Origin of the sequence: Flavobacterium suzhouense (assembly GCF_042684765.1) — a bacterium.
Lineage (GTDB): Bacteria > Bacteroidota > Bacteroidia > Flavobacteriales > Flavobacteriaceae > Flavobacterium > Flavobacterium suzhouense.
This window is the reverse complement of sequence record NZ_JBHUMD010000007.1, coordinates 56,346-75,783: the sequence shown is the minus strand read 5'-3', so window position 1 is coordinate 75,783 and position 19,438 is coordinate 56,346. Positions and strand designations below refer to the sequence as shown.

Annotated in this window: 14 protein-coding genes; all 14 read left to right on the top strand. The window is 37.8% G+C overall.

Going from position 1 to position 19,438, the window contains the following annotated elements; all coding sequences use genetic code 11:
- The first annotated feature begins 66 nt into the window (after positions 1-66).
- Positions 67-450 (top strand): hypothetical protein, encoded by a 384-nt coding sequence (locus tag ACFSR3_RS05675; RefSeq protein WP_379820109.1) that lies wholly within the window; start codon positions 67-69, stop codon positions 448-450.
- Positions 451-717: 267 nt separating this feature from the next.
- Positions 718-1,653: a bifunctional riboflavin kinase/FAD synthetase gene (locus ACFSR3_RS05670; RefSeq protein ID WP_379820108.1), complete on the top strand. Its 936-nt coding sequence runs from the start codon at positions 718-720 to the stop codon at positions 1,651-1,653.
- Positions 1,650-2,963, top strand: coding sequence for an HTTM domain-containing protein (locus ACFSR3_RS05665; RefSeq protein WP_379820107.1), 1,314 nt, complete (start codon positions 1,650-1,652; stop codon positions 2,961-2,963). Before ACFSR3_RS05670 ends, ACFSR3_RS05665 begins: the two co-directional genes overlap by 4 nt.
- A 197-nt stretch (positions 2,964-3,160) precedes the next feature.
- Entirely contained in the window at positions 3,161-3,649 is a 489-nt protein-coding gene (locus ACFSR3_RS05660; RefSeq protein WP_379820106.1) for a hypothetical protein, read from the top strand.
- Between the two features lie 64 nt (positions 3,650-3,713).
- Complete coding sequence (gene bioB, locus ACFSR3_RS05655; protein ID WP_169519932.1) at positions 3,714-4,799, top strand: biotin synthase BioB; 1,086 nt, start codon at positions 3,714-3,716, stop codon at positions 4,797-4,799.
- 94 nt (positions 4,800-4,893) lie between these two features.
- Positions 4,894-6,537, top strand: coding sequence for a tetratricopeptide repeat protein (locus ACFSR3_RS05650; protein WP_379820105.1), 1,644 nt, complete (start codon positions 4,894-4,896; stop codon positions 6,535-6,537).
- A 172-nt stretch (positions 6,538-6,709) separates the two neighbouring features.
- On the top strand, positions 6,710-7,651 hold the full coding sequence (locus tag ACFSR3_RS05645; protein WP_379820104.1) for a PorP/SprF family type IX secretion system membrane protein: 942 nt from the start codon (positions 6,710-6,712) through the stop codon (positions 7,649-7,651).
- A gap of 20 nt (positions 7,652-7,671) precedes the next feature.
- A complete protein-coding gene (locus tag ACFSR3_RS05640; protein ID WP_379820103.1) occupies positions 7,672-9,540 on the top strand; it encodes an OmpA family protein in 1,869 nt (622 codons plus the stop codon).
- 145 nt (positions 9,541-9,685) lie between these two features.
- Entirely contained in the window at positions 9,686-10,558 is an 873-nt protein-coding gene (locus tag ACFSR3_RS05635; RefSeq protein ID WP_379820102.1) for a cupin-like domain-containing protein, read from the top strand.
- Positions 10,559-10,621: 63 nt separating this feature from the next.
- The gene (locus tag ACFSR3_RS05630; RefSeq protein WP_379820101.1) at positions 10,622-11,086 is read left to right on the top strand and encodes a regulatory protein RecX; all 465 of its coding nucleotides are present in this window, start codon (positions 10,622-10,624) and stop codon (positions 11,084-11,086) included.
- A 93-nt stretch (positions 11,087-11,179) separates the two neighbouring features.
- Positions 11,180-13,018, top strand: coding sequence for a tetratricopeptide repeat protein (locus ACFSR3_RS05625; RefSeq protein ID WP_379820100.1), 1,839 nt, complete (start codon positions 11,180-11,182; stop codon positions 13,016-13,018).
- A 1-nt stretch (position 13,019) separates the two neighbouring features.
- A complete protein-coding gene (locus ACFSR3_RS05620) occupies positions 13,020-14,873 on the top strand; it encodes a tetratricopeptide repeat protein (protein ID WP_379820099.1) in 1,854 nt (617 codons plus the stop codon).
- Positions 14,833-16,716 carry a hypothetical protein gene (locus ACFSR3_RS05615; protein WP_379820098.1) on the top strand — a complete coding sequence of 628 codons (1,884 nt, stop codon included), beginning with the start codon at positions 14,833-14,835 and terminating at the stop codon, positions 16,714-16,716. Before ACFSR3_RS05620 ends, ACFSR3_RS05615 begins: the two co-directional genes overlap by 41 nt.
- Positions 16,717-17,266: 550 nt before the next feature.
- A complete protein-coding gene (locus tag ACFSR3_RS05610) occupies positions 17,267-18,997 on the top strand; it encodes a hypothetical protein (protein ID WP_379820096.1) in 1,731 nt (576 codons plus the stop codon).
- Positions 18,998-19,438 lie beyond the last annotated feature (441 nt).

Sequence of the window (19,438 nt, the reverse complement as noted above, 5' to 3'; positions counted from 1 at the left end):
ATTGTTAGATCTTTTGAAACTTCTGATGATGCGGATTTACTTATAAAAAAACATTAATTACTTATAATGGAACAGATACTATTATCATTTATAGTTATTCTATTTTTTAATTTAAAAATATATGGTCAGGATCAATTTAGAATAGTAACAATTGATTCATTAGAAAATTATTATTGCATCAAAATTCAAAAAGTAGATACTAAAAAAACTACTCTGATTTATTCCAGCATGAACAAGTATTACAGAGGAAACGAAATAATCAAAGTAGGAGGTATATATAAATTTTCATTTGTGTATAAGTATAAAATATCAAAACCTGAATTAAGATACGATTCCTCGATGCGTGAAACTGTCGCAACACAGCAGACAACATTTAAAAAAAATAAAAAAAATAAAACCTATTCCGCAGAAGAATTGGAAGGGATGTATTACGTAAATGACTTAAGATAACTCCCCCTGACGCGAGCGTCACGCTTGTACCAATAATAAACAAAACGGCATCAGTCATTGCGAACCCGTCTGATGGCAAAGGCAGGGAAGGATGACGAAGCAATCTATTAGATTGCCACGCTCCGTTGCACTTCGCTCGCAATGACGGACTACATGCATCATCGGACTTCCGACTTCGGACTTCGGACCATCTCATCTAAAAAAATCCATAACGAAGTAATTTAATTGGATACAGATAGTTAAATTTGCCGAACATATTTGAGCGGTTTGAAAATTTTCAATTCAATACAGGAGTTTACCCCAACTACCAAGACAATCGTTACACTGGGTACTTTTGACGGCGTGCACAAAGGCCACAAAAGCATACTGGAAAAACTGACCAACAGCAGCAAACAATCAGGCTGTGAGAGCGTTGTGCTTACATTTTTCCCGCATCCGCGAATGGTTTTGCAGCAAAACAGCGACCTGAAGTTACTGAACACTATGGACGAAAAGGCTGCCCTTCTTGAAAAAGAAGGCATTGACAACCTTATCATCCATCCGTTCGACATAGCCTTTTCAAGGCTCACCGCCGAAGAATTTGTTAGGGATGTATTGGTTGAAGGACTCAACATTGCCAAAATAATCATTGGTCACGACCACCGTTTTGGACGCAATCGTACCGCAAATATCGACGACCTTATCCGATTTGGGGAAGAATATGGCTTTGAAGTTGAGAAAATATCAGCACTTGCCATAGACGAGGTATCGGTAAGCTCTACCAAAATTCGCCACGCCCTGAACGAAGGACATATTGATGTTGCCAATAGCTACCTAGGTTATCCTTATTTCATCAACGGAACCGTAGTGGAAGGCAAACAATTAGGGCGCACCATAGGGTTCCCTACGGCTAACATCCAACCTACCGAAAGCTATAAACTTATTCCTGCTAATGGCGTTTATGTAGTATCATCAGAATTGGACGGGAAGACCGTTCACGGCATGATGAACATTGGCACCCGTCCTACTGTAAACGGCACAGGAACTACGATAGAAGTACATTACCTCAACTTTAACGAAGACCTGTATGGTAAACCTCTTAAAGTAAGCTTTCACCACAGGCTTCGCAACGAGGTAAAGTTCGAATCGTTTGATGCCCTAAAACTACAAATTGAAAAAGACAGGCTTGACACCATCGCCTGGTTTGAAAAACAGAACTCATGAAACAGCGCCTGTTCCTCCAAATAGATAACGCCCCGTTAATTATTTTCAGGATCTTCTTAGGTTTCCTGTTGGCCTGCGAAACCTTTGGCGCCATACTTACCGGCTGGGTTAAAAGCAATCTTGCAGACCCTACTTATACTTTTTCACATATTGGCATGGAATGGTTGCAACCACTTCCGGGCTATGGCATGTATTTTTATTTTGCCGCTATGGGTATTCTGGGCCTTCTCGTAATGGTAGGTTATAAATACCGATGGTCAATTGGGCTGTATACCCTGCTGTGGGCCGGAGTCTACTTTATGCAAAAGACATCATACAATAACCACTATTACCTGTTACTATTGGTGTGCCTTATGATGTTTTTCCTTCCGGCAAACCGATACGCTTCCATAGACGCTAAGCAAAACCCATCAATAAAAAAACTTACCATGCCAGCCTGGTGCTCGTGGGTAATGATCCTACAGGTTACTATTGTATATTTTTATGCTACACTGGCCAAATTTTACCCCGGTTGGTTAAGCGGAACGTTTGTATATAACCTGCTTAACAATTCTGTAAGCAATCCAACGCTGAATGATATAATGACGCAAAAGTGGTTTTATCTCTTTATTACTTATGCAGGTATGGCTTTTGACCTGTTGGTAGTACCACTAATGCTTTTTAAACGCACGCGTACCATTGCTTTTGTTGCTTCGCTGATTTTTCACATCTTTAATTCGATTACGTTACAAATAGGCATTTTCCCGTTTTTTGCCCTTAGTTTTGCAGTTTTCTTTTATCCGCCCGACACTATTAGGAAACTCTTCTTTAAAAAGAAACCTTTTGCCGAAGATGCCGGAAAACCTACTAATGAAAACAAAAGCATACTGCTGTTCTTTTTTGTTCCCTATCTTATCCTTCAGCTGTTGCTACCGTTAAGACACTATCTTATTAAAGGCGATGTGCTGCTTACCGAAGAAGGCCACCGTTTAAGCTGGCGCATGATGCTGCGCAGTCGTGGCGGTTATACCACATTTAAAATAATAGATAAAAAAACAGGTGAAAAACTGCACTTTGACACACACCGGGCTTTTACTCACAAGCAGATAAGCAGTATGGAAACCAAGCCCGACATGATATGGCAAACGGCACAATACATCCATAAGTATTTTGAAAAACAGGGCACCGATGTAGCGGTTTATGCCAATACAAGCGTAAACATAAATGGAGGGCCATACGTCACTCTTATTGATCCTACTGTAGACCTTGCAGCCGCAAAATGGGACTATTTTTTCCATTGCGACTGGATACTGCTTCCTAAAATTAAATAAAACGCAACAGATAAAACTATATCCTAATTTTATCATAATTGTTTTATTAAATATTTATTAATCTTCATTCACTTCTCCCATTTTATGCCTAACTTCGGGTATAAATACATGAGAAACTGTACAGTTCATTAAAATGTGTTTTTAGCCCACCATTGGGCTATGTGTTAACTGAAATAAGAACCAAAAAAACAAAAACTATGAACTTTTCAAGAATAGCACTTAACGGCTTTTTAATTTTTGTGGGCATCGCATTGTTTTTCCTGCTTATGGAGATGGTAGGCTTATCAAATCAGATTTATCTTAGGTTGGTAAACTTCATTTTTGTGATATGGGGAGTAAACAAGACCATAAAATCAAACTACCATGAGCACATCTATGGTTATTTTACTAATCTTACTTCCGGAATATTTACGGCAATCATCAGTTTAGTACTGGGCATATTCAGTTTTATTGCCTATATCGAATACAAAGGAGCAAGCCACGGTGGTGCTAACGAATACCTGCAAAACTATGCTGCAGCCTATATTTTTGGTGGTGGTGAACCGTCATTATATCAGTTCGTATCGGCACTAACTATAGAAGGCTTAGCCGCTTCGATTATAGTGTCTTTCGCACTTATGCAGTACTGGAAAGATAAAGTAGAAAAAATCAATAAGGTAGATGACCTTGCCCATAATCAGCATTAATCTTTGAAGATATTTCTGTACATAACAGGAATTTGCTACTTTTGGCGCAATTTAATTTACCAATATGAATACAAAAAGGCACGACTGGACTAAAGAAGAAATTATAGCCTTATATAATAAACCGATGATGGACCTTCTATACGAAGCAGCATCGGTACACAGGGTAAACCATGACCCTAACGTGGTACAGGTTTCAACGTTACTATCAATTAAAACCGGAGGTTGCCCTGAAGATTGCGGATACTGCCCTCAGGCTGCCCGTTACCATACAGGTGTAGAAGGCAACGACCTTATGGGTGTACAGCAGGTAAAAGCACAGGCGCTTCGTGCGAAAGCAAGCGGATCGTCGCGTGTATGTATGGGTGCTGCATGGAGAAACGTAAAAGACGGACCTGAGTTCGATCAGGTACTGGAAATGGTAAGAACCATCAACAAACTTGACATGGAAGTTTGCTGTACGCTGGGTATGATCACCGAGAATCAGGCTAAACGTCTTGCTGAAGCGGGTCTTTATGCATACAACCACAACCTCGACACATCTGAAGAATACTATAAAGAAGTTATTTCTACACGTGGGTATGAAGACCGTCTTCAAACCATTGATAACGTAAGAAAAACGAATGTTACCGTATGTAGCGGTGGAATTATAGGAATGGGAGAAAGTGTTGAAGACAGAGCAGGAATGCTTGTTGCACTTGCTTCACTTAACCCTCAACCGGAATCAGTGCCTATCAATGCACTGGTAGCAGTAGAAGGCACTCCAATGGAAAACGAAAAACCTGTTGAGATTTGGGAAATGATCCGTATGGTTGCTACAACACGTATTGTAATGCCGGATACTCAGGTAAGGCTATCAGCAGGACGTACACAAATGAGCCGCGAGGGTCAGGCAATGTGCTTCTTTGCAGGTGCTAACTCAATTTTTGCAGGAGACAAGCTACTTACAACCCCTAACCCGGATGTAAACGAAGACATGAAAATGTTTGAGATGCTCGGACTGACTCCACAAAAACCATTTACAAAGATATCTCAGCCTAAAACCGTTGAAGCTGAAGACTCTCAATATGCTCCGCTTGGCGAAAAACCTAAATGGTCACGCCCGGGACACACAATTGAGCGTAACCTTGAAGCTTCAGGTAAAAAAGCTTAATTTTAAACAATTCATAAAAGCTCCTTAATACAGTTAAGGAGCTTTTTTATTTGAAACCTTATTACTTATCTTTGGATTCATCAATCAAATCCAAATGAGAATTCTTTTTAACCGGAAGCATACCGGTACGGTATATATACTACTGTTGCTTTTTTCATTCTTCCCTGCAAAAGCGCAGAACCTTGAGTATTGCGATTCGCTCGTGGTTAAAGGTATAGATGCCATGTGGAAAAAAGAACATGTAAAATCGCTTGAACTACTTACTAAAGCCCGAACTATAGCCGAAAGAAAACAATGGCACCGCCAGTTTTTTTTAGCTACCAATAATATCGGGGCCAATTATTTCGAGATGCTCGATTATGGTGAAGCGCTGGATTATTACCTGGAAGCATATAATACTGCCCTTAAACATCTGGATCCAACATCTGAAATGGTAGTTTTAAACAATATTGCTATCTTATACTCCAAAGAAGACAATAATGAAAAGGCGCGCGAGTATTTTAAAAAAGCCTATGATATTGCTAAAGAAAACAAAGATGCTATAAAGATAGGCCTGTATGCCATGAATCTGGGTAGTGCCTATAATGCCTCAAAGGATGCAGAGACAGCACGAAAGTATATTTTGGAGTCAATCCCGTATTTAAAAAACGACCCCAACCTGTATGCCATGAGCCAGGTAACCCTGGTACAGAATGACCTTATATCAGGCAATGTCTCTGAAGCACGAAAAAGAGCGCAGAACCTATATGAAACCCTCCCTAACAAAAACTTTAATAACATTGGACTCCAATTACAGCTTGTCATAATCGAGGCATACATTAAAGAAGGCATCTATCCACTGGCTGAAGCCGAAGCAAAAGATTTATTAAGAAAAACCAAAAGTCCTGAAACAAGGAAAATTATTTTTGATTTCCTTTCCCAGACCTATGTAAAAACAAAACGTTTTGAACAGGCTCTGCAATACAAGGACTCCGTAATAAAAGCCGAGAAAGAACTAGAAAGTATAAAAAACGGACGCCTTTATGAAAATAATAAGGTAAAATTCGAGATTAGCGAATACCGAAAGCAAATTGCTGATAATGAAGCAAAACTCAAACATGAAAGAAGGCTGTTTTATACTGCAATAGGATTTTTGGCTGCATTTGCCATAATCATTGCGCTTATTGTTCGAAATATGCTTAGCCGCCATAAACAAAAAAAGATTATCGCAGAGCATAACGAACGTGTAATTGCCCTCGAGCTTGAAAAAGAGAAATCGGAACATGAACAGAAAGAAACCGCTGCACTTTTAGAAGAAGAACGCCTTAAGAACGAACTTGAAATAAGGAATCGTAAGCTGTCCGCTAAAGCATTGTATCTATCCGGCAGGAACCAGCTTATTAACGAAGTGATAAATACACTTTCTTCTTCTCCCGAAATAGCTAAAAACAAAACGCTTTCTGTTCAGATAAAAACACTTGAAAACCATCTTAAATCAGATGACGAGTGGGATAGCTTTATCACACACTTCGAAGAAGTGAATCATGGTTTTATAAACCGTCTTAAAACAGACCACCCAACCCTGACTGCAAATGACATACGTTTCATATCATACGTATACATGAATCTTAGCAATAAGGAAATAGCATCTATGCTTAATATTACAGCTGAAGCTTGCCGAAAACGTAAAGAACGCATCAGTGCAAAAATGGAACTGCCGGAAAACACTACGCTATTTGACTACCTGTCTTCATTGTAAAATTTGTAAGTAAAACATTGTGCGTAATTTAGAATTAGTTAAAATTTAACTATTCGTTAAACCTTCTAAATCTGCGCGAGTCTAATTAGTATGTTGCTGCTGCCTGATATACTGAAGACAGCAGCAACAAATGTCTTAAAAGGCTACTAACTAAACTAACTTACATTACCAAATGAAGAAATTATACCTGGCAGCATTATTAGCTCTTGGCGGCCTTGCAGACGCTATAGCCCAGCAGGATCCGCACTACACACAGTACATGTACAACATGAACGTGATTAACCCTGCGTATGCGGGTTCAAAAGAAAACCTGTCGTTTGGGTTATTATACCGTAAACAATGGGTTGACATTGAAGATTCACCAACGACTATGACCTTTTCGGGGAGCAGCCCTGTGGGCAAGAACGTAGGTTTGGGACTATCGGTAATCAATGACAAGATTGGTCCTGTAGAGGAAACCAACGCTTACGCGGATTTCTCGTACACGCTTAACCTTGGAGGCGAGCACCGTTTGGCCTTAGGTCTTAAAGCGGGAGCTACTTTCCACAAAGTGGGTTTATATAGCGATATCGGAAACGGTCACGTTCCTAATCCTGAAGACCCTGCATTCTCAGAAGATATCAGCAGAACTTACTTCAATGTTGGAGCAGGATTCTTTTACTACACCAACAAATACTACCTTGCCTTCTCGGTGCCAAACATGCTGAAGAGCAAGCACCTTGATTATACACCAGCAGGAGGTGGAGATGAACAGCATTTCGGTTCTGAGACATCCCACTACTTCTTAACGGGAGGTTATGTATTCCAGCTGAACGATAACCTGAAGATGAAACCATCATTCATGTTAAAATCGGCATTTAATGTTTCTCCATCTATTGATGGATCATTAAACTTCTTATTCTTTGAGCGTTTTGAGATAGGCGCTACTTACAGATTAGACGATAGCTTTGGCGGTATGGTAAACTATGCCATTACACCAAACCTAAGGATAGGTTATGCCTATGACCATATCGTATCAGACCTGAATGTTACAACTCCTGCATCGCACGAGGTAATGTTACTGTTTGACCTGAACTTCCCTAAAAAAGTATCACGTTCACCACGTTATTTCTAATAGCATAAGCCATTTTAACCATGAAAAAGATATACATCTCTCTTAGCCTGCTTATGGCAATGACCGTGGCGGCACAAAATAAAGATACTGAAACAGCAGATAAACTATACGCAAAATTCGAATACCTTGATGCTGCAAAAGCCTATGAAAAACTGGCTGCAAAAGGTAAAGACGCTTATATATACAAACAGATAGCCGACAGCTACTACAACCTTTTTAATGCTCAGGAAGCATCTAAATGGTATGCTAAGCTTATTGAAATAAAACAGCAGGATGCCGAAACCTACTATCGTTATGCACAAATGCTTAAGGTAGAAGGCAAATATGAGGAGGCTAACAAACAGATGCAAAAGTTTGCTTCACTTGCTCCTCAGGATCAAAGGGCTGTAGAGTTTAAGCAGGACCCTGATTATCTGCCAAAGCTAAAATCGCAAACAAAGCTTTATGACGAAAAGAAACTGGACATAAATGACCCTAAGTATGCTGATTTTGGTGGTTTTGTTACAGACGACAATACATTTTATTTTGCGTCTACCCGTAACACTGCACGAAGAAAATATGGCAGGAACGAAGAGCCTTATATGGACATTTATACTGCTACCTATAACAACGGCAGCTTTAGCGAACCTGAACCTTTATCAGACCTGAACACGCAATGGCATGATGGTCCTGCTACCGTTACCGGTGATGGAAACACCATGTATTTTGCCAGCGAAAGTTGGAAAGAAGGCAGCTTTGAAAAAGATACTCCGGGACAGCGAACAGGACTTATTTACCTGTTTGTAGCTACAAAAGAAAACGGTAAATGGGGCAATGTAAAAGCTGTACCATTTAACGACAAAAAATATTCAACGGGTAACCCATCGGTTAGCAAAGACGGAAAGACACTTTACTTTGCTTCAAACAGACAGGGCTCCATGGGTGGCAGCACCGATATATGGAAAGTTAGCGTACTAGGCAATAACACCTATAGCAAACCTGAAAATCTTGGAGCAAAAGTAAACACTGAAGGCCGCGAGAATTTCCCATTCATCACTGATGACAATAAACTTTTCTTTGCCTCAGAAGGCAGAAAAGGTTTTGGCGGTATGGATATCTTTATGATTGACCTTAACAAAGGTACCGAGGCCATTAATTTAGGCCTACCGGTAAACTCTCCAAAAGACGATTTTGCCTTTACATTTAACGACACCAAAAATGTTGGTTTCTTTTCGAGCAACAAGGCCGGAAAAGACAACCTGTACCTGGCTACTCCTATATGTGGCGTAGAAGCTATTGTAACTGTTAAAGATGCCAAAACAGGAAAAATACTTGGTGGTGCTACAGTTGCCATTCTTGACGATAGAAACAACGTGATACAAACCACTACTGCTGACGCAAATGGTATAGCATCATATAGCGTAGACTGCGACAGGGCTTATGTAATACAGGCCTCAAAAGATGGCTACCTGCAAAACACTTTCCCGATTTCGAAATCAAGAGAACGCAAAGTAAACATTACAGCAGACCTTACTCCGGTTGATGTGCTTATTGTAGGCAACGAAGTAAAACTGAAAGATATTTACTTTGAATACAACAAAAGTAACATTACTCCTGAAGGTGCTGCAGAACTTGACAAGCTTGTATCGTTAATGAAGTCAATGCCAAATATGGTTATTATGGCAAAAGCACACACTGACAGCAGAGGTAGTGCAGAATACAACATGGCGCTATCTGACCGAAGAGCAAAAGCTATGGCACAATATGTTATCTCTAAAGGTATTGATTCATCAAGGCTTTCAGGAAAAGGCTATGGCGAAAGTGAACCTAAAGTGAACTGTGGTGAAAACTGCACAGAAGAGCAGCATGCACTAAACAGAAGAATCGAATTTATTATCGTAAAGAAATAAATATATAAATGCAACTATTATTGATAAGCGGCCTTGGGAAGGGCTGCTTTTTTTTATTTTCATTTTAGTTAATAAAATTTTAAGAATTAGAGCTTTACAATTACATAACGCTTTAGTAATTTTGTTTAGCTAAAAACCCTATCCGATGCCGTTAGATCTCACCGAAATTGAACGTGTAAAGACAATTACCAAAGAGGACTTTTATAACAACTACGTAAAGAAGCAAAAACCACTTGTAATAGAGAAACTTACAGAAGACTGGCCTGCTTATGAAAAATGGAAGCTTGATTATATAAAAGACATAGCCGGCGAAAAAACAGTACCGCTTTATGATGATCGTCCGGTATCGCACAAAGATGGTTTTAATGAGGCCCATGCAAAAATGAAAATGGCCGACTACATAGATTTACTACAGTCTAAACCTACCAATTACAGGATATTTTTATACAACCTGATGAAGGAGGTGCCTTCGCTAAAAAATGATTTTAAATGGCCCGATATAGGCCTGAAGCTTGTTAAGCAGTTGCCCATGCTTTTCTTTGGCGGAGAAGGGTCACGTGTATTTATACATTATGACATTGATTTCTCAAACATACTGCATTTTCATTTTCACGGAAAGAAACGCTGTATATTGTTTGCTCCCGACCAGACACCTTACCTGTATAAAGTGCCTCATGCACTGATATCGCGTGAAGATATTGATTTTGATAATCCTGACATGGAAAAATGGCCGGCGCTTAAATATGCCAAAGGACTTGTAGCCGATCTTGAACATGGAGAGATGCTTTACATGCCCGAAGGCTACTGGCACTATATGAAATATGTAACTCCGGGATTCTCTATGAGTTTAAGGGCATTTCCCCGCAAGGTGAGTAATCTTGGAAAAGCCGTTTACAATATTACCTTCATGAGATACTTTGATAACGTAATGCGAAAGTTTAAAGGGCAGGCATGGATAGATTATAAAAACAAACAGGCAATAGTAAACACTCACAAAAAACTCAACTTACCGGTATAACAAAAGAAGCCCATTATGTAATGGGCTTTTGTTTTAACTTTGCCCTTATAATCAGGCAAAGGCATGCAAAAATCGTATACAGTAGAAGAAGCCAAGAGAAAAATGGAGCATTATTGCGCCTATCAGGAGCGTTGCCATGACGAGGTAGTGCTAAAACTGAAAAGCCTGAATATGATACCGCAGGCCATAGATGTTATTATGGTGCACCTGCTTGACAATAACTATTTGAACGAAGAACGTTTTGCCTGTAGTTTTGCCCGTGGAAAATTCAGGATAAAACACTGGGGAAAGCGCCGCATTACCAATGAGCTAAAAGCCCGAAACATTTCCCGCTACAACATAGAACGCGCTCTTAAAGAAATTCCCGAAGGTGAATATCTTGATGCATTCCATGAATTGGCCGACAAACAATGGGAAATTACACTTGAAAGCAATATTCAGAAGAAAAAAAAGAAAGTAATGGATTATTTACTACGAAAAGGTTATGAAAGTAATCTCGTACAAGAAAAAATTTATGCTTTTGAATAACGTTTTTTAAAACCTACACAACACAAAATCCATAAAATTTTGTTAAATTGGTTGTGCCCAATTTTCTTAATTGAAAACCAAATACCGTAAACTATGGTAAAAAAACTACACCTTATTTTTTTATTAATAACCGGGTTATCTTATGGCCAGGAGTACAATTTTAAAGCCGCTGATGCCAATGCCCGTAAACTGTTAAACTCTAATCCTGCAGCTGCGAAGGCAATTATAAAAAAAACACTTGCTCAGGAAGACCTCCACGATACCATATACGGTAATACCTATAACCTATACGGAATTTATTACGGGATGACAGGCAAACCTGACTCTACCATATTTTATACCAAAAAGGCGATAACATACCTGAATGATTACCCAAAAATAAAGGTGAAAAGCCTAATGAACCTGGCTATAGGCTACCGAAACAAAGGGGAATATACTACATCTATAAAACTTCTCAAAGAGGCTGCAACAATTCAAAAAAAGCAGAAAAACAATTTAGGCCTTGCAATTGCTTATGGTGAACTTGCAACAAATTACAATTATACAACAGACTACGAAAACTCCTTATCGTATCTTACTAAAGCTATAGAGCTGCTTAAGAATACAAACCACAAAAAAGAACTTATCGTTATAAAGCAAAAGCTTGCGGGCACCTATATTGCCAAAGAGAATTTTGCTTTTGCCATAGATCTTTACAAGGAATGTGCGGCATTTTTTAAAGAAACAGGAGCTAAACACAACTATTATCTTACTGAGATTAACCTTGGCGAGGCTTTTACCCATGTTAAAAAATATACTGAGGCCCGAAATGCACTGGAAACAGCAAGAAAAGGATTGCAGGAGCTTGGCGATGAAGAAAATTTAGGAGTAACGGCTTTTAGAATGGCCGGGCTTGAATCGGAGATCGGAAATATATCAAAAGCGACCTTGGAATTTGAAAAAGCACTTACACTTTTAAAAGAATCCGGTTCGAAAAGAATTATAAATATGGGGGGAACTTACATAAATTTCCTGAACAAACACAATAAAGCTAAAGAAGCTCTTAGAGTAATAACCCTAATTGAGGCTACTAAAAAATTTAAGAACGCCGGTAATCAGGAACAGTTAACTTACCAAAATGCCATTGCCGAAACTTATAAAGCGACTAACAACGATAAAGAAGCTATTAAAGCCTACCAGAATACGATTATAATAATGGACTCTATTGCAAGTGCTAAAAAACGCGTAGCCATAGAAGAAATACAGGCAAAATTTCAAACGGAGCTACAACGTGAAAAAAATCTTGCTCTTGAAACAAATAACAGAATTCTTCAGAAGCAGATGCAGGCTGAAAAAACAACTATGGTATTCTACATCGTAATAAGCATTGCGCTAATTCTGCTGATTCTCCTTTTTCTCCGTGGATACTGGCTTAGGAACCGATTACAGCAGGAAGAGCTAAAAACCATTGAGACAGAAAAGAATCTTATCGAACAACAGCATAAGCACGAACAGGAACTCACTTATTCTCAAAAGAACATTATTGACGAGAAGCAACGGGAACTTACATCTACAGCCCTGAGGATGGCAAACTACCAGGATAACATAAGTGAGATCATTGCAAAATGTAACAGTAATGCTTCGCTCAGCGTGAATGACATTAAGAAAGAACTGCAACTACTTATGAAACAGAAAGATTACTGGAAACAGTTTGAAACCCGTTTCAACACCCTGCATCCTGAATTTGGCAATCAGCTTACTGCAAAATTCCCTAAACTCACTAAAAACGATATAGAGTTTTGCTCACTGCTAAAACTAAACCTCTCAAATAAAGAGATTGCATCATTGCTACAGATATCACACGAAAGCGCGATTACAAAAAAATACCGGATTAAGAAAAAAATGGAGATTAACGACGACGCCGAATTTGAAAAACTTCTTATGGAAATCTGATATGATAAAACAATTAACTCTATTAATATGCTTCCTTTCCTTCTTTGGACATTCTGGTCGCGCTCAGCAAAACAACTTCAATTACAAGGCAGTTGAAGCAAAAATAAGAAAGCACATCTACTCATCGGCAGATAGTACAAAATACTATATTAATTATGCCCTTAGCCAAAAAACATTACCTGACAGCATTAGGGGAGCGGTTTATAATATCTATGGTATTTATTACGGGAATATGGGGAAAACCGATTCCTCTATCTATTATTATAAAAAGGCAATAGCACAATTAAAGAATTATCCTAAGATAAAAACTATGCCATTGATGAACATTGCTGTTGCCTATCGTAACAAAGGGGAATATGACACTTCTTTTCAGATCCTTAATGAAGCGCTGGAACTTAGCAAGAAATTAAACATGAAGGTTTTTGAGGCATCAGTATACAGCCACATGGCTTCTAACTACCAGTTTACACTGGAATATGAAAAATCTATCGAGTGCCTTTTAAAAGGCATAGCCATCGTTAAAAAAGAAGAAGACAAAAGCAGTTTGGTAAACATGAACCAAAAACTGGCCAACACCTATATGAAGATGCGCAATTTTACTTTTGCAAAAGATCTTTACAAAGAATGCCTCGCTATATTTAAAGCTAATAATGATAAAGGCAACCATGCCCTTACCCTTATAAATTATGCTGAATGTGTTATTCATCTTGATGAAGTAGAAGAGGCTAAACGCAGCCTGAGAGAAGCCCTGATTGAGCTACAGGACATAAAAAATGAAGAGCATATGGCTGTTGCCTATTCTAAACTGGCCAATATAGCTGCTTATGAGCAAAAACATAATGTCGCGCATACGAATTACACCAATGCCTTAGCAATCTTCCTGAAAGGGAATTCGATGAATACCGTTGTTATTGGAGCTGAATTTATAGAATACCTGAATAGACAAAAAAAATATGACGAAGCCCTAAAAGTAATTGATGCCGTAAAAAAATCAACTATGTTTAGCAAGGCAAACTCCGAAGACAGGCTTCGTTTTGATGTTGCTACAGCTGAAACAAATAAAAATACTAACAATCATAAAGAAGCTGCTGAAGGACTTGAAGAGGCAATAAAACTTAAAGATTCCATAGCCCGTACTGACAACAATGAAGCTATAAATGAACTTCAGGCGCGTCTTCAAAAAGAACTGCAACAGGAAAAAAGTCGTATATTAAGTAAAAGGAATAATTCGCTGCAACAGGAAAAGGACGCAAAAAACAAGCTAACATTTCTTTATGTTTTTGCCAGCATATTTTTTATTATAATTGTATTGCTGTTCTTACGTAGTCTATGGCTTAAAAACAGACTGCAGAACGAAGCCCTCCGCCATCTAAACGCCGAAAAAAACCTGGCAATGCAACAACAGGAGTATGAGCATGAATTTGCCAATTCACAGAAAGAAATTATTGCCGAAAAACAAAGAGAGCTAACATCAACAGCATTAAGGCTTGCCAATTACCAGGATAATATTAATGAGATTATTGAAAAATGCGACAATGGACAAATTAAAGATACTGCTCAGCTGAAAAAAGACCTTACAACTTTGTTAAAGCAAAAGGATTACTGGAAACAGTTTGAAACCCGTTTTAATAACCTGCATCCGGATTTTGCCCATTCACTTGCCTCTCAGTACTCAAAACTTACAAAAAACGACATTGAGTTTTGTTCATTGCTCAAACTAAACCTGTCAAATAAAGAGATTGCCACGCTTTTACAGATTTCACACGAAAGCACTATCACTAAAAAATACAGGATAAAAAAGAAAATGGAAATCAATGATGATTCAGAATTTGAAAAGATACTTATGGAAATTTAGTCAAACAGTCCTCTGTCTGACTCTTCTATCAGTATCTATCAAAGTATCATCACAGGAAAAACGCTGCAGTTATCAAAATTTTTGGTTCAAGGCTGATTACAAAAATCTCCTTCATGCCGAAAAGGAAAAAAACAAACATGAAACCATTCTCAAAACCAAAGGGCTTCATGACACTGTATATGCTAAGGCGCAAAATGTAATCGGTATATACTATGACTATGCAGGCTACCCTGAAAAAGCACTCGCTTGTTTTAGCAAAGCAATAACACTGCTTAAAAAATATCCTCAAAAACAAATTGCTCCGATGGTAAATAGTGCCACCGAGAATAATATTTTAGGCAATTTTGAACTCGCCCTCAAATGGAGTAACAAAGCTTATAAACTGAACAAAAAGTTCAACAATCCTATTTATCAGGCTCATATTTATCATTCAATTGCGGCTTCATACCTTTACAAGGGTAACATCGAGATAGCTACCCAGTATCTACTTAAGGGCATAAAAATACTCGAAGCCAAAAATGACAAATGCTATATATGGCAATTAAAGATAACCCTCGCCGGCACTTACCTCCAAAGCAACAACTATAGGTTTGCAGCCGATTTACTTGAAGATTATCTTACTAAGAACAAAGCAGACAGCGACAGCAAAGTCTATATAATTGCAACTGTTAATTATACCGAGAACTTAATAGCTCTCGATCAAACCAATAATGCCTATACTATATTAAACAATATCATTCCTTCTGCAAAGAAGTCTGGCGACAAAGAGCTTGAAGCTGTTATATATGCCAAAATTGCTAACATTGAAGACCTGCGTGGAAACAAAGAGAAAGCTTTACTTCAGTATGCAAATGCATACCAAATGCTTTCTGAAAAAAAATCGAAATATACCATGCTTATTTTTAGCAACTATATAACAGTATTGAACGAGACAAAAAAATACAAAGAAGCTATAAAACTCATAAATGAATTTAGGAATTCACCCGCCTATGTTAAAAGTCACACCCATGAAAGATATGAGTATGAGCGTTCTATAGCTGAGATATATACTGAAACAGCTAACTGGAAGGAAAGTTCTAAAGCTTTTGAAAGAGCAATGTTAATGTGTGACACGTTACGAATGCATGAAAACGGCTCAGGTCTTAATGCCATGCAGGCAAAATTTCAGACTGATTTTCAGAGAGAAAAAAATGAAATATTAAAAAACAATAATGAAGCCTTAAAGAAAAGAGTTCAGGCCGAACGTAGGTTAACATATATGTATATAATCGCCAGTCTGTCTCTAATTGTGTTCATTCTTTTTATACTCAGAGGTTCTCGCCTGAGAGCCCGACTTCAAAAAGAAGCATTAAAATCAGTAGAAAAAGAACGGAATTATCTGGAACAGCAACATATCCTGGAACAGGAGCTGAGTAACTCACAAAAACAGATGATTGATGAAAAGCAACGCGAAGCAACCTCGATGGCACTACAAATGGCAAATTATTATGATAGTCTCAATTCGATAATTGAAAAGCTGGATAACGCCCCTCTTACAAAAACAACTGAAATAAGAAAAGAACTGAAACAAATTGCACAGCAAAAAAATTATTGGAAAGAATTTGAGATTCGTTTTAAAAATGCAAACCCGGATTTTGAAAACAGCATCATTGAAAAATATCCAATGCTAACAAAAAACGACATTCAGTTTTGTTCACTTCTTAAACTTAATTTATCCTATAAAGAAATTGCATCGCTTTTACAGATATCATATGAAAGCACAGTAACAAAAAAATACCGAATCAAGAAAAAAATGGGTATTAGTGAAGACGATGAATTTGAAAGAATACTTTCACGACTGTAAGCTGATCGAATTTTACTTACAGGATGTATGTATGCATATATTCGACGTATTTTTCTGCTTATGTCTATGCATTTCATCTGTTATTTTTCCACATAATCCGTAACACATTGATTTACAGTAGTTATTTTTGACGCAAATTTTGTTCTGTCTATACTTTGTCTATTAAGTTCTTGATGATGATTCCGTTTTTTCACCGTTACTTTGCTTCAGAATCGATCGGGTTTTTTCCTTACAATCTATCACCCTTTTATTTCTGACCACAAACTAAAAAATATACTTGAGCAGCCTATGACAATATAGCAGAACCAAAATAATTTAAATGCCATCCGCCCCCAATGGCATACTGTTTCTAAGCAGTACTATAAAATGAGCCCCCCGTTTTATAGTATTTTTTGATCCGATTACAGAGAGTAATCTCTGATGTGAAGGTTGATTTTTGCCCCCAAAAAGCTTCCTCAAAAATATTTACTATCTTTGCATTATTAATCTCTTAAAAGAGATTCTAAGACATACTGATTTATTGCTTATTTAATAAAAAGTTATCCCCCCAATGACTACTTTATTCAACGAGCAAAATAGAATTGCAAACAAACTATTCTATTTACTCATACTATTACCTCTTGCGGCTTTTCCGCACAAAATTACACCTCCACAGGGTGCAATACTATATTGCAACAATGAAACTACATGGAATGGTAGCAGTTGGAGTAATGGCGAACCTGAAGCAGGGAAAGATGCTATATTTACTGCCAACTATACTTTTACCGCTGGTACATTTACTGCATGCTCTATAAACGTGCTTCAGGGTGCTAATGTAAACTTTGCCCAGCATACTAATGCAATAATAACTCATAATGTTCATGTGGCGGTAAGCGGCCGGCTAACCTTTGAAAGCGGCGCTAATCTTATACAAACTGAAGGTCAGGAAAACTCAGGAGACGTTATCATAAAAAGGAATTCGTCTAAAATTGTAAAAGAAGCTTATACCATCTGGTCTTCACCGGTAGCAGAACAAAAGCTTCTTGGCTTTTCACCGGAAACATTGCCAAACCGTTTTTATACTTATAATACGGCAAATAATATTTATGCCAATATAACATCTCCGGCAACAACACCTTTTGATGTTGCAAAAGGTTACCTTATACGCAGCGGAGAAAACCATCCTTTGACACCAACTATTTGGGAAGGTAAGTTTGAAGGCACACCGAATACTGGTGATATTACGGTACCTCTTGATTACTTAAGCGACACTAAGTCATATAACACTATAGGTAACCCATACCCTTCTCCAATAAGCATCCAAAAGTTTTTCGAAGCAAATGCTGAAGCCATCAATGGAACAATTTGGCTATGGAGAAAAACTAATGACCCGGCAAAATCAAGCTATGAAACAATTACTAAGCTTGGCTACCAGTCTAATTCTGCGTATGACCCTGACAACAATACTATCCAGGATCCTTACAGCCTGCATGAAGAAGGCGTACTGAATACTGCACAGGGTTTTATGGTAAAGGCTTCGGCTGCATCGCAAAACATTGTATTCAACAATGCAATGAGATTACCATTATGCTCTACGGTATTTTTCCGTACACCAGCACCAAAAGACAATGGTCAGGATGAAATCAGCCGTTTATGGCTTAATGTAACCGCACAAAACATCTTTTCGCAGGTTTTGATAGGCTATACCGCAGAAACATCTGAGGGATACGATTCAGGTTATGACGGTGAAGCAATTATGGATGGCAAAACAACGCTTTATAGCATTGCAGATAACAAAAAGCTTTCTATCCAGGCACGCTCACAATTTAATGACAATGACATTGTAACTCTTGGCTTTAAAACTGAAACAGCAGGAACATTTACCTTTGCACTTGACCATGTTGATGGATTATTTATGCAAGGCCAACACATATATCTGGTTGACAAGAATAATAACACTGTAAACGATATTACCGGTCAGGGATATACATTTACATCGGAAGCAGGAACTTTTGAAGACCGCTTTACAGTAGTGTTCACAGAAACTTCCCTGGGTATTGAAACTCCTCAGCAAACCCAAACCACAGCAATCATTTACAGTAATAACCATAGCGTTCATGTACAATCTACAGAAGAGATATCATCAGTAGTTATATATGATCTTTTGGGTAGAATAATTTTTACTACGGATGTAAACAATACTTCTTTCAGCACCGATTACATCAATACCACAGCACCGGTAATTGTGAAGATAACAATGAATGATGGAGCTGTTTTGACAAAAAAAATACTGGTTCAGTAACCACAATAATATTGCCTATAGGCAAACCCGCTTCAAACGGGTTTTAAGAGAATTATAATTGAGTAAGGTCTTTTATAATTATTTAGTAAATTTTTTAGTTGGATAAGCCCCGTTAGTTTTTACTAACGGGGTTTGGTTTTTTTAATGAGATAAGATTTAAATCTTCAGCAGGTTAGACAAATTCTTGCTAATTTTTTTTTAGCTCACTGAAATATTAACCTCTAATCGTTTTGAAAAATGAAAATTATCCCTATATTTGAATCAATTGATATCTAATATTTAATTATTCAGAGAGAGACATGAAAAATTGATAAAAAAAATTTTAAAGCTCTTTAAATACTTATATATCAATATATTTGCAAAAAATAAACAAGACAGTTCTTTATTTTTAAGATATTTATAAAATAAATAAAATATTTACCTCAGGGTATAACAGTAATT